This window comes from Agrobacterium sp. 719_389, assembly GCF_900188475.1.
Taxonomy (GTDB): domain Bacteria; phylum Pseudomonadota; class Alphaproteobacteria; order Rhizobiales; family Rhizobiaceae; genus Agrobacterium; species Agrobacterium radiobacter.
In genome coordinates, this window is record NZ_FYEM01000001.1 from 187,421 (window position 1) to 206,432 (window position 19,012).

The 19,012-nt window shown below is 55.4% G+C and carries 15 protein-coding genes and 1 pseudogene; 11 read left to right on the forward strand and 5 right to left on the reverse strand.

Annotation, left to right across the window (positions count from 1 at the left end; all coding sequences use genetic code 11):
- Nucleotides 1–1,009: 1,009 nt before the first annotated feature.
- Nucleotides 1,010–1,402 carry a hypothetical protein gene (locus CFB10_RS00950; protein WP_020012445.1) on the reverse strand — a complete coding sequence of 131 codons (393 nt, stop codon included), beginning with the start codon at nucleotides 1,400–1,402 and terminating at the stop codon, nucleotides 1,010–1,012.
- Between the two features lie 11 nt (nucleotides 1,403–1,413).
- Nucleotides 1,414–5,757 (reverse strand): RHS repeat-associated core domain-containing protein, encoded by a 4,344-nt coding sequence (locus tag CFB10_RS00955; RefSeq protein ID WP_081629714.1) that lies wholly within the window; start codon nucleotides 5,755–5,757, stop codon nucleotides 1,414–1,416.
- A gap of 182 nt (nucleotides 5,758–5,939) precedes the next feature.
- Between CFB10_RS00955 and CFB10_RS24160 the strand changes: the two are divergent.
- The 11 genes and pseudogenes from CFB10_RS24160 to lipA all read left to right on the forward strand — a co-directional run.
- A pseudogene (locus CFB10_RS24160) lies at nucleotides 5,940–6,094 on the forward strand (VOC family protein); the annotation flags it as partial.
- Nucleotides 6,094–6,939: a 3-deoxy-8-phosphooctulonate synthase gene (kdsA, locus tag CFB10_RS00965; RefSeq protein ID WP_026364087.1), complete on the forward strand. Its 846-nt coding sequence runs from the start codon at nucleotides 6,094–6,096 to the stop codon at nucleotides 6,937–6,939. The pseudogene CFB10_RS24160 and the gene kdsA, both read left to right, overlap by 1 nt.
- 147 nt (nucleotides 6,940–7,086) lie before the next feature.
- Nucleotides 7,087–8,361, forward strand: coding sequence for a phosphopyruvate hydratase (gene eno, locus CFB10_RS00970; RefSeq protein ID WP_020012448.1), 1,275 nt, complete (start codon nucleotides 7,087–7,089; stop codon nucleotides 8,359–8,361).
- A 316-nt stretch (nucleotides 8,362–8,677) separates the two neighbouring features.
- Nucleotides 8,678–8,995, forward strand: coding sequence for a septum formation initiator family protein (locus tag CFB10_RS00975; protein WP_003502598.1), 318 nt, complete (start codon nucleotides 8,678–8,680; stop codon nucleotides 8,993–8,995).
- A 153-nt stretch (nucleotides 8,996–9,148) separates the two neighbouring features.
- On the forward strand, nucleotides 9,149–10,192 hold the full coding sequence (pdhA, locus tag CFB10_RS00980; RefSeq protein WP_020012450.1) for a pyruvate dehydrogenase (acetyl-transferring) E1 component subunit alpha: 1,044 nt from the start codon (nucleotides 9,149–9,151) through the stop codon (nucleotides 10,190–10,192).
- A gap of 17 nt (nucleotides 10,193–10,209) precedes the next feature.
- Complete coding sequence (locus CFB10_RS00985; protein WP_026364088.1) at nucleotides 10,210–11,631, forward strand: pyruvate dehydrogenase complex E1 component subunit beta; 1,422 nt, start codon at nucleotides 10,210–10,212, stop codon at nucleotides 11,629–11,631.
- Nucleotides 11,632–11,645: 14 nt separating this feature from the next.
- On the forward strand, nucleotides 11,646–12,995 hold the full coding sequence (locus tag CFB10_RS00990) for a pyruvate dehydrogenase complex dihydrolipoamide acetyltransferase (protein ID WP_020012451.1): 1,350 nt from the start codon (nucleotides 11,646–11,648) through the stop codon (nucleotides 12,993–12,995).
- A gap of 12 nt (nucleotides 12,996–13,007) precedes the next feature.
- Nucleotides 13,008–13,652 (forward strand): SGNH/GDSL hydrolase family protein, encoded by a 645-nt coding sequence (locus tag CFB10_RS00995; protein ID WP_020012452.1) that lies wholly within the window; start codon nucleotides 13,008–13,010, stop codon nucleotides 13,650–13,652.
- Between the two features lie 58 nt (nucleotides 13,653–13,710).
- Nucleotides 13,711–15,156, forward strand: a complete 1,446-nt coding sequence (gene lpdA, locus CFB10_RS01000) for a dihydrolipoyl dehydrogenase (RefSeq protein ID WP_003502607.1) — start codon at nucleotides 13,711–13,713, stop codon at nucleotides 15,154–15,156.
- Between the two features lie 97 nt (nucleotides 15,157–15,253).
- The gene (locus CFB10_RS01005) at nucleotides 15,254–15,502 is read left to right on the forward strand and encodes a GlsB/YeaQ/YmgE family stress response membrane protein (protein ID WP_020012453.1); all 249 of its coding nucleotides are present in this window, start codon (nucleotides 15,254–15,256) and stop codon (nucleotides 15,500–15,502) included.
- A gap of 104 nt (nucleotides 15,503–15,606) precedes the next feature.
- Nucleotides 15,607–16,578 carry a lipoyl synthase gene (gene lipA / locus CFB10_RS01010; RefSeq protein ID WP_020012454.1) on the forward strand — a complete coding sequence of 324 codons (972 nt, stop codon included), beginning with the start codon at nucleotides 15,607–15,609 and terminating at the stop codon, nucleotides 16,576–16,578.
- A gap of 199 nt (nucleotides 16,579–16,777) precedes the next feature.
- Here lipA and CFB10_RS01015 read toward each other — a convergent pair whose 3' ends face one another.
- The 3 genes from CFB10_RS01015 to CFB10_RS23925 form a co-directional block, all read right to left on the reverse strand.
- Complete coding sequence (locus CFB10_RS01015) at nucleotides 16,778–17,707, reverse strand: DMT family transporter (protein WP_020012455.1); 930 nt, start codon at nucleotides 17,705–17,707, stop codon at nucleotides 16,778–16,780.
- 93 nt (nucleotides 17,708–17,800) lie between these two features.
- Nucleotides 17,801–18,535 (reverse strand): AraC family transcriptional regulator, encoded by a 735-nt coding sequence (locus CFB10_RS01020; protein ID WP_020012456.1) that lies wholly within the window; start codon nucleotides 18,533–18,535, stop codon nucleotides 17,801–17,803.
- Nucleotides 18,536–18,663: 128 nt separating this feature from the next.
- Nucleotides 18,664–18,840: a hypothetical protein gene (locus CFB10_RS23925; RefSeq protein ID WP_003496171.1), complete on the reverse strand. Its 177-nt coding sequence runs from the start codon at nucleotides 18,838–18,840 to the stop codon at nucleotides 18,664–18,666.
- Nucleotides 18,841–19,012: the final 172 nt, after the last annotated feature.

Sequence of the window (19,012 nt, forward strand, 5' to 3'; positions counted from 1 at the left end):
ATACGTTTTAGTCGTTCATCAAACATGTCCCGAACCGGTTCGGACGATTCGCAACTGACAAGAAGAGCAGATAGTGCGACCGCTATTAAGTCGATAACCCTCATTAGACCTGTAACCTTGTGTCGATGCTCTCAAGACTTCACAGGGCTGAATAAATAACAATAATAATTCATCTTATTTATTGTAATAATAATATTTGTCCACAGTTTTATTTGTTATTTTCAATATTATATTTTTCGTTATCATTTATTTATAAAATAATAACGGAATTATTTCCTACTAATTTTATTTTTGTTTCATGTTTTTATTTGGTATTTGTGTCGATAGTATGTTTTATTGCTGTGTTGACATCGGAAATAAATTGGGTTTCTTACTTTCAAAAGTATTTATGTTTTGATCCGTAAATTTTTGGCTGAGACCATTTCATGAAACGTAACGTTACCCGGGGCTGCGACTGAGCGGATTTTTACCGCACCGTCTACCTGCCACCCTTGCATTGCCGTCATGAGCCAGGATGCCAGCTAGAGCAGGCGTCAAGAGAGGCTGGCACAATTCTGTTGTTTGAACGATGGATCGATTTGCGGTCAATTTATATCGACTTATACCCAGGAAAGAGATTTCCCCTTGAGGGGCATCTTAAGTACTTTCTTTCACGAAAAGAAGAGCTTAAGTACGATCAGAACCTGATTGAAAATTTGCCCAAAGTAATTTGACACTCGAATATTTGCTGGGAGATGCAGCGGGTAGTCGAGCGGTGGCATGGGTTGTAGACTCTCTTTGCAGGACCGTATTCGGTCGGGACGCTGCGCTAGCGGCAGCCGACCTTCAGTAAGTTGAAAATGTCGGAGCGCCGATCATCGGCACTCCGAGCACCAGTCTGGTTATTGGGAAGGTGAGACGCGATTGTTGCAAAGCCTCATCATAAAGCCGGAAAAGATCGCGCATGATGAACTCCCTGCCGTCAAGCCCTAAAATGCGAGTAATCAAGCCAATATCGGCAATAATTTGATCAGGTCCTCATCCTAGTGAATTCGATCCCCTTTTTTACCCATTGATCAATTTCCTCTTTGGAATATCCAAGTAGCAATCCAATAATTCGATCAATACCCTCGTCTGGGCGTTGTATGTTATCTTGTTGGGCTATCAGGGCCGTCTTTAAGGCGGGAATACGCCAGGCTTCCTCGCGTAGGCTGTAGAGAATGTAAGTCACGCTAAAGCGAGGGTGCTGGTGATTTGGGAGTATAAATTCTTCCATGAGGATCGACCCGTCCTCAACAAATGGCTTGAAATCGTCGACAGGTATTAAGTCTTTATCTCCCTCGGACTCAATATAATAAAACATTGAGAGTGGTTTTTTACCCTCTCGCATGAGCCGGAATTCATTACCAATAATCTCTCTCATCTTTAATCCAATCAATCAAAAGCTGTGGGCGGTGATCCCGAAAATGGCCATTCCCCAATTCTACAAAGGCACTGATAGCAGACATTCGGATACTCGGGGCTTATACCAGGAGGGCGAACCGGTGCGCCACATTCATAACCATTCACTCCAGGGCAATATACGATCGGTCCTCGTTTCGGTTTTCTTTGGCGTCCCTCTGGGTCCACGTACATCAACGGCGAATTAGTCACATAGGCCCACCGATTGGGTCCATCAGGCATCCCAAGAGGATCGGCCTGGAGATAGCGGCCTGTCGTCGGATCGTAGTGGCGATGCCAATTGTAGTGTAAACCGGATTCCAGTTGGAACCATTGCCCCGGAAAGCGTTGGTCGAGCGTGGCCGATCCCAGAATGGTATATGCTTCCCCATAGGGCAGGTAGGTCGCGCGCCAGACGACATTTTTTGCACTATCGGTCATCATGATAGGGCGTTCGAGATGATCGGTGTGGACCTGGTAGATTTCCGGCGTCGCCGAACCGGCGTCTGCAACCACTGCTAAAGGTCTCTCGTCAAGCCAGATGTACTCTCTTCCAAGCGCGCCATTATCGTTATATTCCGCGATGATGTTGCCGCTGAGGTCGTAAATATAATGAAGTTTGGTCGATGTTGCAGGAAGTACGCGCACGCCAAGCCGTGACAGATAGTCGTAGGCGTATTGCCCCGTCACACGATCATTGACGGCGACTGAAGAAAGTTGACCAGCGTCATTGTAGCCGAATTCTTTGGTTAGATTCGCTGTCACATTTATATCTGAAACGATATTCCCCGCTGCATCCCAGCCAAACCTGCGTGTTTCGATGCCATTCGAGAGAACTTTGCTCAGCCGATTTGAGTCATGGGGGATCTCATAGTTCTCTGTCGTCGTTGATCCTGCAACATCGAGAATCCGCTGGATCCTGTTACCGGCGCCGTCGATATCATAGGTCAGACTACCCCACGGACCATCGGCGTTTTGAAGGAAGCCATTGGACGTGTACCAATAATTTTCGTTTCGAGATGGATCCACATTTTCGCTAATGTGGGTCAGATTTCGCTTGTCGACATAACCATACCAACGACTAACCAACTCATTCCGGGGCGCCGTGTTTTCGTCAAAAACATCGAGCGAGACTATCCGTTTATCATCGTCGTACGAACGCCAATCCGTTATCCCATTTCCATGGAGCAGACCTTGTCGAGGCCCGAACGGTGAATAGGACACCCACCGCGCCAGCTCTATATTCTCAGTTGCCTCGATAGACTTCGTATGAACAGTATTCACATTGCGATTGGCGTCACGGCCGTACACGACTTCGCGTCCCGATGGATAGGTAACCTGTGTCAGATGTCCCGAAGAATCCCATCGATACGATATAGTGTAATGCTGGCTCCCGATTGCTCGAGTTTCTTCTACGACCCGTCCCAGTGAATCGTAAGTTTTTGTGAGCTTTCCCGTTGCGTCTGTCACGCCAGTGAGGCGACCAATTCCGTTTTTACCGGAATCGTAGGTATAGGTGACATTCAATGTTGGGTTGGCAGGATAAGTAACCTCCACAAGTCGGGCTTCATCATCATATGAAAATTGGGTTACGATTCCGCGAGCGTCCGTTCGGCTGACAATGTCTCCTCGTTGGTTCCGCTGATAGACAATGGTTCCGATATCATTGCTGTTTTCCTGAATAACCTCATTCCAGCCATTACGAATGTAGCTGGTGGTTACTTCGCGAGGATCAGTCGAGGAGACGGGTTTTCCGCTGGCACCATAGGCCCAGATGGTTTCGCTTTTACGTTCATCCAAAAAGCTGACAAGCCTGTTCAAGCTATCATATGCCGATGTGCTTGAGTTACTACTGGGATCGGTAACGGAAATATTGTTGCCAATTTTGTCATAGCCGAATGCCCAGGTTGCCGATCCGGCCCGAACGATTTGCAACAACCTGCCCAGTTCATCAAAGGATTTTTGTTCTTTGAAGAAATTATTATTGTCTGCGTCCTTCGTTTCCTCAAGGATCGTGTTGCCCATCAGGTCGTGTGTATAGGTGATGCTATCGCCCATGTTGTTTGAAAGCTTCGTTACGCGGTTGTTGTCGTCATACTCAAAGCTTAAAACACTCCCATTAGGCTCAATAAATTTGGCTATATTACCGGTGGCATCATATTCGATAGAGGTTTCCGCAGCTAATCCTGAAGGGTCAACGATTCTTGATATCAACCGGCCGCGGGCATCGTAAGCCAATGCTTCTTCTATATTGTTGGGGTCCCGTGACAGGGTCGGCAAACCCCTGCCATTCGTTGCAAGAACGGTGAACAAGTGGCCGTTTTCGTTGGTGAATGTTTCAATATTCCCATGTCTATCATAAGTATAGGAGACCCTGTCTGCTGGACCGGGAGCTGGGCCATCGACAGACGTTAAATGGCCATTCGAAGAGTAAGTGTAGCTCCAAGTCCGCGATTGGCCATTTGTCGAATAAGGTACAGTATGCTTTGTATTATCTGTTTCTGTTCTGGTACTCAGGCGTCCGGCGGCGTCGTAGTCCAACGCGGTCGTTAACCCAGACGTTAATATGAGTTGCGGTGCGTTGTATGTCGTGTGCCAAACAATCGCTGTCGATCGTTCACTGGCCGTTCCCTTTGCTTCAACGATTTTCGTAGTGCGTCCCTTGTTGTCACGAGTATAGGCGGTTACTCGTCCCTCTTCGTCGGTTTGCGTGGCCAGGTAGCCATTATTGTCGTAGGTAAACGAAACATTGGAAGCAACACAGTTGGAGCTGGCCTCGCCGTCGACTTCCGTCAATTGAAGCTCGAAATTATTGGTATCGACGTGCGAAAAGCGGTACGTCGAGCTTTTCCCCAGCGGATTCGTTACTCGTCTTAGGTCTTGTGTGTCACTCTTCCCGTATTCTACCGTATAGGTATCGCTGCCCGTTGCGCCAGCGGTAGAAATGGCACGTCCCTCGGCGTCATAGCTATATGTTCCGGTGCGAGTTCCGCGATTGTCTGATATTCCGGTCAACGCATGCCGGAATCTCGTGTCGTCATAGTGATAACTTTCGCTATCCACGGTGGTGTTCGCAGCATCGACCCAACGGATGGCCATCAAGCGCTGGATTTTCGCGGTTGATGGCGTCGATTTGGCGGGGAGCAGGTCGAATTCGTAGACAGCAGCCGTACCGTCCGGAAATGTAATTCTCGATATTGCCTCAGGGAACGGTCTGGACCCAGAGATATCGGGAAGCGACGTTATATGGAAATAACTCCACGTAAAGGTGATGACTCGGCTATAAGTGTCGGTGATCGACAAAAGTCGATAGTCTGCATTGTCATATTGATAATTCCACGTGTAGCCAGATCTGTCGGCTACTGACAATGGGCGTGCAACATCGAAGATAGATGGCGAGTTCACGCGGGCCATTGTTTGCAGAGACCATTTCCGATCGTCAGGACCGGTGACGATCCATTTCGTGGCAGTGCTTTTTATTGTTCCGAGATTGGAGGGTAAGGAGCCGATATGTTTGATCGAATAATCCGAAGCGGTCATGCCCGACGATGGATTGGATATCCAATCCCCGGATTTGCTTAGCGAAAAATCATAGGCAGAACCATCTGGCGCGATAAGCGTCAGGTTACCAGTGCCAGACGCGGGAGACCCTGAAAAAGTCCCAAGTTGAATTTCCATTGCAAAGTTGAATTGCCACCCACTCGGCAATCCCATTGGCATATATTGAGCGCTCGCATTGCGACCGAGGGGTTGAGAGCGGTATGTCCGAGATACACTCAGTTTTCCATCTGACGTCGAGAAATCTTCCGTTTCATGGTATTTAGTTCCCGATGCCAGAATAATCGGATTACCTATTGACGGGTTGGGTCTGCCTCCGTTTGCAGAAGAGCATTCTGGACGCTGGGGTGGGTAGTCGGGGTTTTTAACGCAAGCATAAGGAAAAGCGGAATTGTAGCCAGCAGGGCAGGCAAATGAGACGATCGAGGGTAAGACTGTCCAGCACTTTGCAATAGCAGAAAGCCCGCCTCCAAGACGGTTTTCTTTAGGGCACAAATACTGGAAACTTGTCCAACTGCAATCCTTGAAAAATGGATGGCCGGGACGATCGAAAGCGCCGATGAAACGGCTGTAGCCGTTGTTCATACCCCAATAGTTCCACTGATATTCACAAGCTGCATCTGGGGTTGAGAACTGCTTTCCTAGCGTCTCCCAGAATCCCGGGACAGCGGCGCTGGCTTCATATCTCGGCAGGAAAATGCTTGAGAATAGTAATAATGCAAATACTATTATTCTTGAATAATTATGAGTTAAATTATAATTTATTGTAACAATATACATTTTATGTCTCAATTACTGCGTTTAATTTAAGATAATTTTTAGTATTTATCAAGTAATGTCAATATTTTTATTTTGATTTATTGCTTGTTGAATTAGAGTAATCGATTTTACTAACTATTGCTTCCGAGGTGGTTTGATGTCTCATAGGTATGGATTTTCTATCATTTCTTGCTGCCGCTCGATTGCATGGCGCAGGCATCGTCTTCTCCGTTGACGATCTTGCCGTGACAGAAGCGGTGCTTGCTGCTAATGGCGTCTCCAGCGCAGAAGCGGACGGCCGTCTGGTGGTGTCCGCCACGCCGGTCAGGGCGTTGCATTCGCCTTCGAGGAAAAATGATGAGCGTTACGAACAATCTCAAAGTCACCGCCGGCGACGGCGCCAATTCGGTTTCCTTTTCCAATAGCGAGCGGTTTTCGCTGATTGCCGGCCCCTGCCAGATGGAAAGCCGGGAACATGCCTTCATGATCGCCGGTGTCCTGAAGGAGCTTTGCGACAACCTGGGAATAGGGCTTGTCTACAAGTCCTCTTTCGACAAGGCGAACCGCACCTCGCTTTCCGGCAAACGCGGCATCGGCCTTGAGAGCGCGATGCAGGTTTTCGCCGATCTCAAGAAGGAATTCGGCTTTCCTGTTCTGACCGACATTCACACCGAAGAGCAATGCGCCATCGTTTCCGAAGTCGTGGACGTGCTGCAGATCCCGGCCTTTCTCAGCCGCCAGACCGATCTTCTCGTCGCCGCCGCCAAGACGGGCCGTGTCATCAACGTCAAGAAGGGCCAGTTCCTGGCGCCCTGGGACATGAAGAACGTGCTTGCAAAGCTTAATGAGAGCGGCAACCCGAATGTACTTCTGTGCGAGCGCGGCGCGTCCTTCGGATACAACACGCTGGTTTCCGACATGCGCTCGTTGCCGATCATGGCAGCGCTCGGCGCACCTGTCGTGTTCGACGCCACCCATTCGGTGCAGCAGCCGGGCGGGCAGGGCGGCTCCACGGGCGGTCAGCGTGAATTCGTCGAGACTTTGGCACGCGCGGCGGTGGCTGTCGGCGTGGCCGGCCTCTTCATCGAGACCCATGAGGACCCTGATAATGCGCCGTCCGACGGCCCCAACATGGTGCATCTGAAGGACATGCCGAAACTGCTCGAAAAGCTTCTGGCTTTCGACGCCATCACGAAAGGCTGAGGGCTGGCCGCTATGGCGGGCGCCGTTTGTGCCAATCGATTTTAATGGCGGGCGGGCCGTTTCCGCCGTCCGCCGTCATTGTAATTTCTTCGCCATCGTCTAAGACAGGCGACGGAAAATATCTGTTCCATTCCCAAGGGAGAGACCATGACTGCCATTACCGATATCATCGCGCGCGAAATCCTCGACAGCCGCGGCAATCCGACCGTTGAAGTCGACGTTTATCTCGAAGACGGCTCCATGGGCCGCGCTGCCGTTCCCTCCGGCGCCTCGACAGGCGCGCATGAGGCGGTTGAGCTGCGCGATGGCGGCAAGCGTTATCTCGGCAAGGGCGTGGAAAAGGCGGTCGAAGCCGTTAATACGGAAATCTTCGACGCCATCGGCGGTTTTGACGCTGAAAACCAGATCCAGATCGACCAGACGATGATCGTGCTCGACGGCACGCCGAACAAGTCGCGCATTGGCGCCAACGCCATCCTCGGCGTATCGCTTGCAGTCGCCAAGGCTGCCGCTGAGGCTTCCGGCCTGCCGCTTTACCGTTATGTCGGCGGCCCGAACGCACATCTGCTGCCGGTTCCGATGATGAACATCATCAATGGCGGCGCGCATGCCGACAACCCGATCGACTTTCAGGAATTCATGATCCTGCCGGTCGGCGCAGAAAACATCCGCGAAGCCGTGCGCATGGGTTCGGAAGTGTTCCATACGCTGAAAAAAGAACTGTCCGCACAGGGCCATAACACCAATGTCGGCGACGAGGGTGGTTTTGCTCCGGGTCTCGAAAGCGCACCGGCTGCACTCGATTTCATCATGAAGTCGATCGAAAAGGCCGGTTACCGTCCGGGCGACGACATGTTCGTTGGTCTCGACTGTGCATCGACCGAATTCTTCAAGGACGGAAAATACGTTCTTGAAGGCGAAGGCCGCACGCTGGAGCCGGGCGCGATGGCTGAATATCTCGCCGATCTGGTCGGCAAGTATCCGATCATCTCCATCGAAGACGGCATGGCCGAAGACGACTGGGAAGGCTGGAAGACGCTGACCGATCTCGTCGGCAACAAGTGCCAGCTGGTGGGCGACGATCTTTTCGTCACCAACTCTGCACGTCTTCGCGATGGCATCAAGATGGGTGTCGCCAACTCCATCCTCGTCAAGGTCAACCAGATCGGTTCGCTTTCCGAGACGCTGGATGCGGTCGAAACGGCGCACAAGGCCGGTTACACTGCCGTCATGTCGCACCGCTCGGGCGAAACGGAAGATTCCACCATCGCCGATCTCGCGGTCGCCACCAATTGCGGTCAGATCAAGACCGGTTCGCTTGCCCGTTCCGACCGGCTCGCAAAGTACAACCAGCTGATCCGCATCGAGGAAATGCTGGGCCCGCAGGCCGCTTACGCCGGCCGTTCGATCCTGCGCGGGTAACGTGTGTTCGCGGGGCGGCAGAGCCTCGCTGACCGGCTGACCGAGGTTGACAACAGGTCTGGCAACACATTCGACGTCATCCTCGGCCTTGTGCCGAGGATCTGCCAATGTCCCAGTAACTTGGGACGTTGCAGATGCTCGGGACAGGCCCGAGCATGACGAAGGAGAGATTGAAGGACTTCGTCACCAGTTCAAGCCCGCCCTCCGGCGGGCTTTTTTATGCCTATCTGCCGACAGGAATTTAAGGTCAACGGATAGTTAAACAATCCGGCTTAGTCTCAGAATCACGTTATGCGTTTTAAGGCTTCTCTCCGGTATGTGGACCAGACATCATAAAAAGAGACGATTCGGCCGCTTGATCGTTCCGGCCATCACGATCGCTTTTCTTTCCTATTTCGGGTATCATTCCATTCATGGCGACTTCGGCCTCCAGGCGACGGAGCGGCTGGAGCGGCAGCGTATTACCCGTACTGCGGAGCTCGCAAAGCTCACGCAGGCGCGCGTGGCGCTGGAGCGGCAGGTGGAATTAATGAGTGACGGCTCGCTTGAGCGGGACATGATCGACGAGATTTCGCGCTATCAGCTCAATATGTCCCGCACGGACGAAATCGTCATCATGAACACTTATTTCTAATTAACCGAAATCAAGTTAATTAATCATTTGTGATTTATTCACAGCGCTTTAGCGTGAATATGTGCCATGCGTTTAAAGCATTGCTGCATGGCATTTTCTTGCATATGGTACGCGCCACTCTATCCATTCAAACGGCAACTCAGGGAGGGATGAATGGCGCCGCGAAAACCAGCGACCGTATCCGGCCGCAAGACAACGGCAAAGGCTGCAACCGAATTTACCGGCAAGAACAGCCCGGACTTCTCGAAGGAAGAAGAGCTTCACGCTTATCGTGAAATGCTTCTCATCCGCCGTTTCGAAGAAAAGGCCGGCCAGCTTTATGGCATGGGCTTCATCGGTGGTTTCTGTCACCTCTACATCGGTCAGGAAGCCGTTGTTGTCGGCATGCAGATGTCGCAGAAGGAAGGCGATCAGGTCATCACCGCTTACCGTGACCACGGCCACATGCTCGCTCTGGGCATGAGCGCGCGTGGCGTCATGGCCGAGTTGACCGGCCGCAGGGGCGGCCTGTCGAAAGGCAAGGGCGGCTCCATGCACATGTTCTCCAAGGAGAAACATTTCTACGGCGGTCACGGCATCGTCGGTGCGCAGGTTTCGCTTGGGACCGGTCTCGCCTTCGCCAACCGCTATCGCGGCAACGACAATGTCTCCGTGACCTATTTCGGTGACGGCGCCGCCAACCAGGGTCAGGTTTACGAGAGCTTCAACATGGCCGCTCTCTGGAAGCTGCCGATCATCTACATCGTTGAGAACAACCGTTACGCCATGGGCACCTCGACCGCCCGCGCCACCGCCCAGTCGAACTATTCGCTGCGCGGCCAGTCCTTCGGCATTCCCGGCATCCAGGTGGATGGCATGGATGTGCGCGCCGTCAAGGCGGCCGCCGATCAGGCGCTGGAACATTGCCGCTCCGGCAAGGGTCCGATCATTCTGGAAATGCTGACCTACCGTTACCGTGGTCACTCCATGTCCGACCCGGCAAAATACCGTTCGAAAGACGAAGTGCAGAAGATGCGCTCCGAACACGACCCGATCGAACAGGTCAAGGCACGGCTCATCGACCATGGCTGGGCAAGCGAGGACGAACTGAAGGCCATCGACAAGGATGTCCGTGACATCGTTGCCGACAGCGCTGACTTCGCCCAGAACGACCCCGAGCCGGATGTATCCGAGCTCTACACCGACATTCTGCTCTGATCGGGAAAGGGAAACCCATGCCAGTAGAAATTCTTATGCCCGCCCTTTCCCCGACCATGGAGGAAGGCACGCTTTCCAAATGGCTTAAAAAGGAAGGCGACAAGGTCACCTCCGGCGACGTGATTGCCGAGATCGAGACCGACAAGGCGACCATGGAAGTGGAAGCCGTGGATGAAGGCGTCATCGGCAAGCTGCTGATCGACGCCGGCACCGAAGGCGTCAAGGTCAACACGGCTATTGCCGTGCTTCTTCAGGACGGCGAAAGCGCTGACGACATCTCTTCTTCTGCAAAGAAGGAAGAGCCGAAGGCTGAAGCTGCAAATTCCGATTCGGATGCGGCTGGCGGCAAGACCCGCGAAGCAACCGAGGAGCCGAGCGCTGCCAAGGAAGCCGCAAAGGTTCCGGCAGCACCCAAGATCGAAGTCGCTGCCGATCCGGACATTCCGGCAGGCACGGAAATGGTGATGACGACGGTGCGTGAAGCGCTGCGCGACGCCATGGCCGAAGAAATGCGCGCCGACGAAAAAGTTTTCGTCATGGGTGAAGAAGTCGCCGAATATCAGGGCGCCTACAAGATCACCCAGGGCCTGCTGCAGGAATTCGGCGAACGCCGCGTCATCGATACCCCGATCACCGAGCACGGTTTTGCCGGTATCGGCGTCGGTGCGGCGATGACGGGCCTGCGGCCTATCGTCGAATTCATGACCTTCAACTTCGCCATGCAGGCGATCGACCAGATCGTCAACTCGGCGGCAAAGACGCTTTACATGTCGGGTGGCCAGATGGGTGCGCCGATGGTGTTCCGTGGCCCCTCGGGTGCTGCTGCCCGCGTTGGCGCTCAGCATTCGCAATGTTACGCCGCATGGTACAGCCATATTCCGGGCCTCAAGGTCGTTATGCCCTACACGGCAGCGGACGCCAAGGGTCTCCTGAAGGCAGCCATCCGTGACCCGAACCCGGTCATCTTCCTTGAGAATGAAATTCTCTACGGCCAGAGCTTCGAAGTACCGAAGCTCGACGATTTCGTGCTGCCGATCGGCAAGGCGCGCATTCACCGCAAGGGCAAGGACGCGACCATCGTATCCTTCGGCATCGGCATGACCTACGCGATCAAGGCGGTTGCGGAACTCGAAAAGCTCGGCATCGACGTCGAACTGATCGATCTGCGCACCATCCGTCCGATGGATCTGCCCACCGTCATCGAATCGGTCAAGAAGACCGGTCGTCTGGTCACGGTCGAGGAAGGTTTCCCGCAGTCATCGGTCGGTGACTTCGTCGCCAACCAGGTCATGCGCGCCGCTTTCGATTATCTCGATGCGCCGATTCTTACGATCGCCGGCAAGGATGTTCCGATGCCTTACGCGGCAAACCTCGAAAAGCTGGCTCTGCCGAACGTCGATGAAGTCGTTCAGGCTGTCAAAACCGTCTGCTACAAGTAAGGGGAGGCGTTTCGATGCCGATAAACATCACCATGCCTGCCCTTTCTCCCACCATGGAAGAGGGCAATCTGGCCAAGTGGCTGGTCAAGGAAGGCGACAAGGTCGCACCCGGTGACGTGATCGCCGAGATCGAGACCGACAAGGCGACCATGGAAGTGGAAGCTGTCGATGAGGGCATCGTTGCCAAGCTCGTCGTTGCCGCTGGCACCGACGCGGTCAAGGTCAACGCCCTGATCGCCATCCTCGCTGCAGAAGGCGAAGATGTGGCCGAGGCGGCAAAGGGCGGCAATGCCACTCCTGCTCCGTCTCAGGCCAAAGCCGAGGCACCGAAGGAAGAGAAGAGCGAAGCTGCGCCAGTCAAAGCTGAAAAGCCTGTAGCCGATCAGGCAGCTGCAGCTTCCACGCCGGCTCCGGTCGCAAAGTCCGGCGAGCGGATCTTCGCTTCGCCGCTTGCCCGTCGTCTCGCCAAGGAAGCCGGTCTCGACCTCACGGCCGTGTCCGGTTCAGGCCCGCATGGCCGTATCGTCAAGACAGACGTGGAAAAGGCCGCCGCTTCCGGTGGTGCTAAGGCAGCTCCTGCCGCCGCAGCATCCGCAGGCGCACCGGTTGCCGCACTTGCCAAGGGCCCATCCGAAGAAGCTGTTCTCAAGCTGTTCGAACCAGGTTCCTACGAGCTGGTGCCGCATGACGGCATGCGCAAGGTCATCGCCAAGCGTTTGGTCGAATCCAAGCAGACGGTTCCGCATTTCTACGTTTCCGTGGATTGTGAACTGGATACGCTTCTCGCGTTGCGCGCCCAGCTCAACGCCGCCGCTCCCGAAAAGGACGGCAAGCCGGCCTACAAGCTTTCGGTCAACGACATGGTCATCAAGGCGCTGGCTCTTGCGCTGCGCGACGTGCCTGACGCCAACGTCTCCTGGACGGAAAGCAACATGGTCAAGCACAAGCATTCGGATGTCGGCGTCGCCGTTTCCATTCCGGGTGGCCTGATCACGCCGATCATCCGCAAGGCGGAAGAGAAGTCGCTCTCCACCATCTCCAACGAGATGAAGGACTACGGCAAGCGCGCCAAGGAGCGCAAGCTGAAGCCCGAGGAGTATCAGGGCGGCACGACGGCCGTGTCCAACATGGGCATGATGGGCGTCAAGAGCTTCTCCGCCGTCATCAACCCGCCGCACGCCACCATTCTGGCGGTCGGCGCGGGCGAAGAGCGCGCTGTCGTGAAGAATGGCGAGATCAAGATCGCCAACGTCATGACGGTCACGCTTTCCACCGACCACCGCTGCGTCGATGGTGCGCTGGGAGCCGAACTGATCGGCGCCTTCAAGCGCTACATCGAAAACCCGATGGGCATGCTGGTTTGATCGGAGAGTGAGATGGTGAAGTCGGTCCTCTGCTTTGGCGATTCCCTGACATGGGGATCTGATGCGGAAACGGGTGGCCGGCACAGCCATGACGATCTTTGGCCGAGCGTCTTGCAAAAGGCGCTCGGTCCCGACGTGCACGTGATCCACGAAGGTCTTGGTGGCCGTACTACCGCCTATGACGATCTGACGGCCGATTGTGACCGCAATGGCGCAAGGCTTCTGCCGACGCTGCTGCACAGCCATGCGCCGCTTGATCTCGTCATCATCATGCTCGGCACCAACGACATGAAACCGTCGATTCACGGATCGGCGATTGTCGCCATGAAGGGTATCGAGCGATTGGTGAAACTCACGCGCAATCACGTCTGGCAAGTGGCTGACTGGGAAGCGCCGGATGTTCTGATCGTCGCGCCGCCGCAGCTTTGCGAAACGGCAAACCCCGTGATGGGGGCGATCTATCGCGATGCGATCGATGAGTCGGCCATGCTGGCTTCGGTTTACCGGGACCTTGCCGACGACCTCGATTGCGGTTTTTTCGATGCCGGCTCCGTTGCCCGCACGACGCCGGTGGACGGCGTTCATCTTGATGCTGAAAACACGCGGGCCATCGGCCGCGGGCTGGAGCCCGTCGTCCGCATGATGCTCGGACTTTGACAACAATTCTCGTTTCGGAACGGCATGCCGTGACCCGATAAGACAAGGCAGGACACCTATGGCTCAATCTTATGACGTCATCATCATCGGTTCGGGACCGGGCGGTTATATTGCCGCGATCCGTGCAGCCCAGCTCGGCATGAAGGTTGCCGTGGTCGAGCGCGAACACCTTGCCGGCATCTGCTCCAACTGGGGCTGCATTCCCACCAAGGCGCTGCTGCGCACCGCCGATGTCATGCATACCGCCACCCACGCCAAGGATTACGGCCTGACGCTCGAAGGCTCGATCAAGCCTGATGTCAAGGCGATCGTTGCGCGTTCGCGCGGCATCGCCGCGCGCATGAACAATGGCGTCGGTTTCCTGTTCAAGAAGAACAAGGTCGATATCATCTGGGGTGAAGCCAAGATCACCAAGCCGGGCGAAATCGTTGTCGGCAAGTCCACCAAGCCGGTGGTTCAGCCGCAGGGTCCCGTGCCGAAGAACACGCTGGGCGAGGGCACTTACACTGCCAAGCACATCATCGTCGCAACCGGCGCACGCCCGCGCGCGCTGCCCGGCATTGAGCCGGATGGCAAGCTGATCTGGACCTATTTCGAGGCGATGAAGCCGGAAGAACTGCCGAAGTCGCTGCTCGTCATGGGCTCGGGCGCGATCGGCATCGAGTTCGCCAGCTTCTACCGCACCATGGGCGTAGACGTTACCGTCGTCGAGATCATGAGCCAGGTGATGCCGGTCGAGGATGCGGAAATTTCCACCTTCGCCAAGAAGCAGCTCGAAAAGCAGGGCATGAAGATCCATCTGGAGACCAAGGTTTCCAAGGTCGAGAAGGGTGCGAACTCCATCACTGCGACGCTTGAGAAGAAGGACGGTTCGTCCGAGAAGATCACCGCTGACCGGATGATTTCGGCCGTCGGCGTCGTCGCCAATATCGAAGGTATCGGCCTCGAGGCAGCGGGCGTGAAGACGGATCGCGGTTTCATCGTCATCGACGGTTACGGCAAGACCAACGTACCTGGTATCTATGCCATCGGCGACGTTGCCGGCCCGCCGCTGCTTGCCCACAAGGCCGAACATGAGGCCGTCATCTGCGTCGAAAAGATCGCCGGTCTGCCGAATGTCCACCCGATGGACAAGCTCAAGATTCCCGGCTGCACCTATTGCAATCCGCAGGTCGCCTCGGTTGGTCTCACCGAAGCCAAGGCGAAGGAACAGGGCCGCGACATCCGCGTCGGCCGCTTCTCCTTTGCAGCAAACGGCAAGGCCGTGGCGCTCGGCGAAGATCAGGGCATGGTCAAGACCATTTTCGACAAGAAGACGGGTGAGTTGCTCGGCGCGCACATGGTTGGTGCGGAAGTCACCGAACTCATTCAGGGCTTCGTTGTTGCGATGAACCTTGAGACCACTGAAGAAGACCTGATGCACACGATCTTCCCGCATCCGACCATTTCGGAGTCGATGAAGGAGAGCGTGCTCGACGCCTATGGGCGTGTGCTGAACGCATAAGTGCTCCGTGATACCCGGCATTGTCTAACCTTGCCGGGTGTCCCATATGTCTCGATGCAGGCCGCTCAAGGGGCCGGTTCTTTCAGGGAGCGTGGGAATGGAAAGTGTAGGCTGGATTGCAGCAATCATCATCGGCGGTCTGGCCGGCTGGCTTGCAGGAAAACTCATGGACATGCGTTTCGGCATCTTCATGAACATCGTCCTTGGCATCGTCGGTTCGGTGGTTGCGGTTGCGGTGCTTCGAACCTTCGATGTTTTCGTCCAGGACAGCAGGCTCGGTTATTTCGTAACGTCCTTCATCGGTGCCAGCCTGTTGCTGTTTTTGGCAAAGCTGGTACGTCGCTGACAAGGCTTCGTGCCCGGAAGGGGCTTACGCTTTTTCTGGAATTGTTCTAAAGCATCGCATCAATAAGTGTGATGATCGCGGCAAGCGATAGAAGCAGGTTTCTTATGGTCACTATTCTCGACAGGACTTCGTCCGAAGAAAAGCGTATCCGCCACCCGGAAAAGGCCCATCGGCCCGATACCGAGGTGATGCGCAAGCCGGAATGGATTCGCGTCAAGGCGCCGACATCCAAGGGCTATCACGAGACGCGCGAACTGGTGCGCAGCCACAAGCTGGTAACGGTATGCGAGGAAGCCGGCTGTCCGAATATCGGCGAATGCTGGGACAAGAAACACGCGACCTTCATGATCATGGGTGAGATCTGCACCCGTGCCTGCGCCTTCTGCAACGTCGCGACCGGCAAGCCCAATCCGCTCGATATGGATGAGCCGGAAAACGTCGCCAAGGCCGTCAAGCAGATGGGCCTTTCCCACGTCGTCATCACGTCGGTAGACCGTGACGACCTCGCCGATGGCGGTGCTGAACATTTCGAGAAGGTCATCTGGGCGATCCGTGCGGCATCGCCCAACACGACCATTGAAATTCTGACCCCCGACTTCCTGAAGAAGCCGGGCGCGCTGGAACGGGTCGTCGCCGCCAAGCCCGATGTCTTCAACCACAATATGGAAACGGTTCCGGGCAATTACCTGACGGTTCGCCCCGGCGCGCGTTATTTCCATTCCGTGCGCCTGTTGCAGCGCGTCAAGGAACTGGATCCGACCATGTTCACCAAATCAGGCATCATGGTCGGCCTCGGTGAAGAGCGCAATGAAGTGCTGCAGCTGATGGACGATCTGCGCAGCGCCGACGTGGACTTCCTGACCATCGGCCAATATCTGCAGCCGACCCGCAAGCACCACAAGGTCGAGGCCTTCGTGACGCCGGAGGAATTCAAGTCCTACGAGACGGTGGCCTATACCAAGGGCTTCCTGATGGTGTCGTCGAGCCCGCTGACCCGCTCCTCGCACCATGCCGGCGACGATTTCGAGCGCCTGCGTGCTGCCCGCGAGAAGAAGCTGCTGGCTGCTGCTGAGTAATCAGGGGCGGAAAGGCTGGGCAAAACGACGTGTCATCGCACGTTTTGCACGCTCTCATGCTCGGGCTTGTCCCGAGCATCTGCAACCTCTGTACTTTACGATACGTGATTGGATCCTCGGGACGGGCCCGAGGATGACGTTGAGCTCGAGGCGATCCTTACGAAATGGCTCAATCGCCTGTCTTCGGCCCTTAAGCTAATTACGCCACAACCTTCTTCGGGCGATGCGCCCGCATGCACAGCACCACGCTCAGCACTACTGAGCAGATCGCGACGACCTCAACCAGCGTCGGGCCACGTCCCTCCCAGAGAAAACCGTAAAGCAGCGCAAACAGCGTTTCGAACAGGATCATCTGTCCGACCATGGTGAGCGGCAGAAGTCGGCTCATGCGGTTCCATAGCGCATTGCCGATAATGGAGGCGGTGACGCCGAGGCCTGCGGCAACGGCGGCGAAATGCAGCCAATCCCCGGAAGCGTGGCTTGCGCCACCAAAGCCAAAAGCCGGAATTGCCAGCGCCAGCGCCAGTGCGCCGGTCACCACACCCGTCATCATGTTCCAGTCATCGGCGCTGACATCGTGGAGGCGGGAAAGCCAGCGGGCGTTGCCGACGGCAAAGGCCGTCCAGGAGGCCAGTGCCCCGAGCGCGCAGGCAAGGCCGATGACGCGTGAAACATCGAGCCCACCATCGCCTTGCACCAGCGATTGCCAGGAAATGCCGACAATGCCGATTGCGCCGAAAACAAGCGACGGCCATAGCCGCCGGAGCGATACCGCGCCGTGGTCGCGACTGCCGATGATGGTGACGGCGACGGGCAGGAAACCGATGATGATGGAGGTGAAAGCGACACCGCTGAGTTTAACGGCTGTCGATATGAAGACATAATAGGCGATATTGCCGATCATGCTCAGCCAGCCGAGCGCAAACCATTCCTGTATGCCAAAACGGGCGGAAACCCGCCTGATGCGCGGTCCGATGATGATGAGGGAAATCAGCCCGTAGGTGAGGTAACGCGCCGTCGACAGTTGCAGGGCGGAAAAGTCCGGCACGAGTTTGGGGGCGAGAAAGATGCCTCCCCACATCGCTCCCGCCAGCATGCCATAAAAAACACCGAGACCTGTCCTGTTCATGTCCTGTCACATCCGCATTCGCATTTGCCTGCGATGTGCCACAGCCCTTTCCGGCTGTCTTGACAAAAACTCCTGATGACCGTGTCGACGGTTCTAATGAATGCCGCGGTTTCGGCGATAGGCAGCGGGCGTTTCACCCACCGCATTGCGCATGGCGCGCGTCAGTGCCGTCTGGTCGGAAAAGCCGGCCCGCAGGGCAATCTCGGCAATTGGCAGGGTGGAATCGTCGAGCAGCACGCAGACCTTGTCCATGCGCAGCCCGGCCAGCCAGCGGTGAGGCGGGCGGCCGAATTCCTCGAGAAACAGAGCATGCAAACGGCTGTCGCTGATCGTCACGCAGGAGGCAAGCATCCCGATGGTCCAGGGGAAGAACGGTTCCGCCCTGACGACCGCGGCGAGCCTGTGCAGGCGTTGGCGGATATCGGTTCGTTCATCGGCCAGGCTGTCGATCAGCAGCGGCGCCCACAGACCGGCAATATCGTCGCGCCGCCCATCCGCTCCGATGATGCCGCGCATATAGGCGATCAATTGCCGGGTATCCTGCGCTATGTCGAGAAACGGCGAACAGGCGAATTTTTCGAGGGTTTGCGCGGGAAGGGCGCTTTCATCGATATCGACCACCAGTGAGTGATTGCTCGCTGTCGCTTCCTGGGTATGCGGTGTGTCGCGATGGATGAAGACGCCGCGCCCGGTCGACAATTCATCCTGCCGTCCGGCTACATCGATCAGCAGACGCCCGGAGACCGGAAGAACGATCTGAACGAAGCCATGCCGTTCCTTCGGTCTTTCTTCCCTGTAGGTTCTGATATCGGCGGATGCGGCTGTCATGACGCTGTCGTTTCCATTGTGCAAAGAAATGGCCGCCTCGAAAAAGCGGCCGGTTTCATTGTTTGATTATGACATCGTCTTGAAGATTGGGCCAGTCGGCTTTATCCGTCGGCTCTGCGCGCCGGCAATTAACAGTCTTCCTTGGCGGTCGATTCGCCGCGTTTGCGCTTGCGCAGAACCGGCTTGTTTTCTCTCGCCTCGCATTTCGCGACATCGATAAGATAGGCAAGCACCGGCATGCCGTTCATCGATGCGAGTTGTTTTGCGGATTCGAGAAGGTTGATGATGTTGGAAAAATCGTCCATCGGCTCACTCAGTGGCTCAAAGCGGTTATGTGTCGGGTCTGAACCCAAGGATGAATACGCTGGGTGAAATCGGGAGCTTCCAGCGCCGTTGCATCCAATGGGTGTAATATTAGTCGCAAATAAATAGCAATCCCTGCGACGGGGTTACAATAGTCAATTTTCCGTAACTGCC

Coding starts and splice junctions, on each gene's coding strand:
- CFB10_RS00955 (WP_081629714.1), bottom strand. CDS start 5,757: ATGTATATTGTTACAATAAATTATAATTTAACTCATAATTATTCAAGA.
- CFB10_RS01015 (WP_020012455.1), bottom strand. CDS start 17,707: ATGAACAGGACAGGTCTCGGTGTTTTTTATGGCATGCTGGCGGGAGCG.
- CFB10_RS00985 (WP_026364088.1), top strand. CDS start 10,210: ATGCCAGTAGAAATTCTTATGCCCGCCCTTTCCCCGACCATGGAGGAA.
- CFB10_RS00975 (WP_003502598.1), top strand. CDS start 8,678: ATGTGGACCAGACATCATAAAAAGAGACGATTCGGCCGCTTGATCGTT.
- CFB10_RS01020 (WP_020012456.1), bottom strand. CDS start 18,535: ATGACAGCCGCATCCGCCGATATCAGAACCTACAGGGAAGAAAGACCG.
- CFB10_RS01005 (WP_020012453.1), top strand. CDS start 15,254: ATGGAAAGTGTAGGCTGGATTGCAGCAATCATCATCGGCGGTCTGGCC.
- CFB10_RS00990 (WP_020012451.1), top strand. CDS start 11,646: ATGCCGATAAACATCACCATGCCTGCCCTTTCTCCCACCATGGAAGAG.
- CFB10_RS00995 (WP_020012452.1), top strand. CDS start 13,008: ATGGTGAAGTCGGTCCTCTGCTTTGGCGATTCCCTGACATGGGGATCT.
- CFB10_RS23925 (WP_003496171.1), bottom strand. CDS start 18,840: ATGGACGATTTTTCCAACATCATCAACCTTCTCGAATCCGCAAAACAA.
- lpdA (WP_003502607.1), top strand. CDS start 13,711: ATGGCTCAATCTTATGACGTCATCATCATCGGTTCGGGACCGGGCGGT.
- pdhA (WP_020012450.1), top strand. CDS start 9,149: ATGGCGCCGCGAAAACCAGCGACCGTATCCGGCCGCAAGACAACGGCA.
- CFB10_RS00950 (WP_020012445.1), bottom strand. CDS start 1,402: ATGAGAGAGATTATTGGTAATGAATTCCGGCTCATGCGAGAGGGTAAA.
- kdsA (WP_026364087.1), top strand. CDS start 6,094: ATGAGCGTTACGAACAATCTCAAAGTCACCGCCGGCGACGGCGCCAAT.
- eno (WP_020012448.1), top strand. CDS start 7,087: ATGACTGCCATTACCGATATCATCGCGCGCGAAATCCTCGACAGCCGC.
- lipA (WP_020012454.1), top strand. CDS start 15,607: ATGGTCACTATTCTCGACAGGACTTCGTCCGAAGAAAAGCGTATCCGC.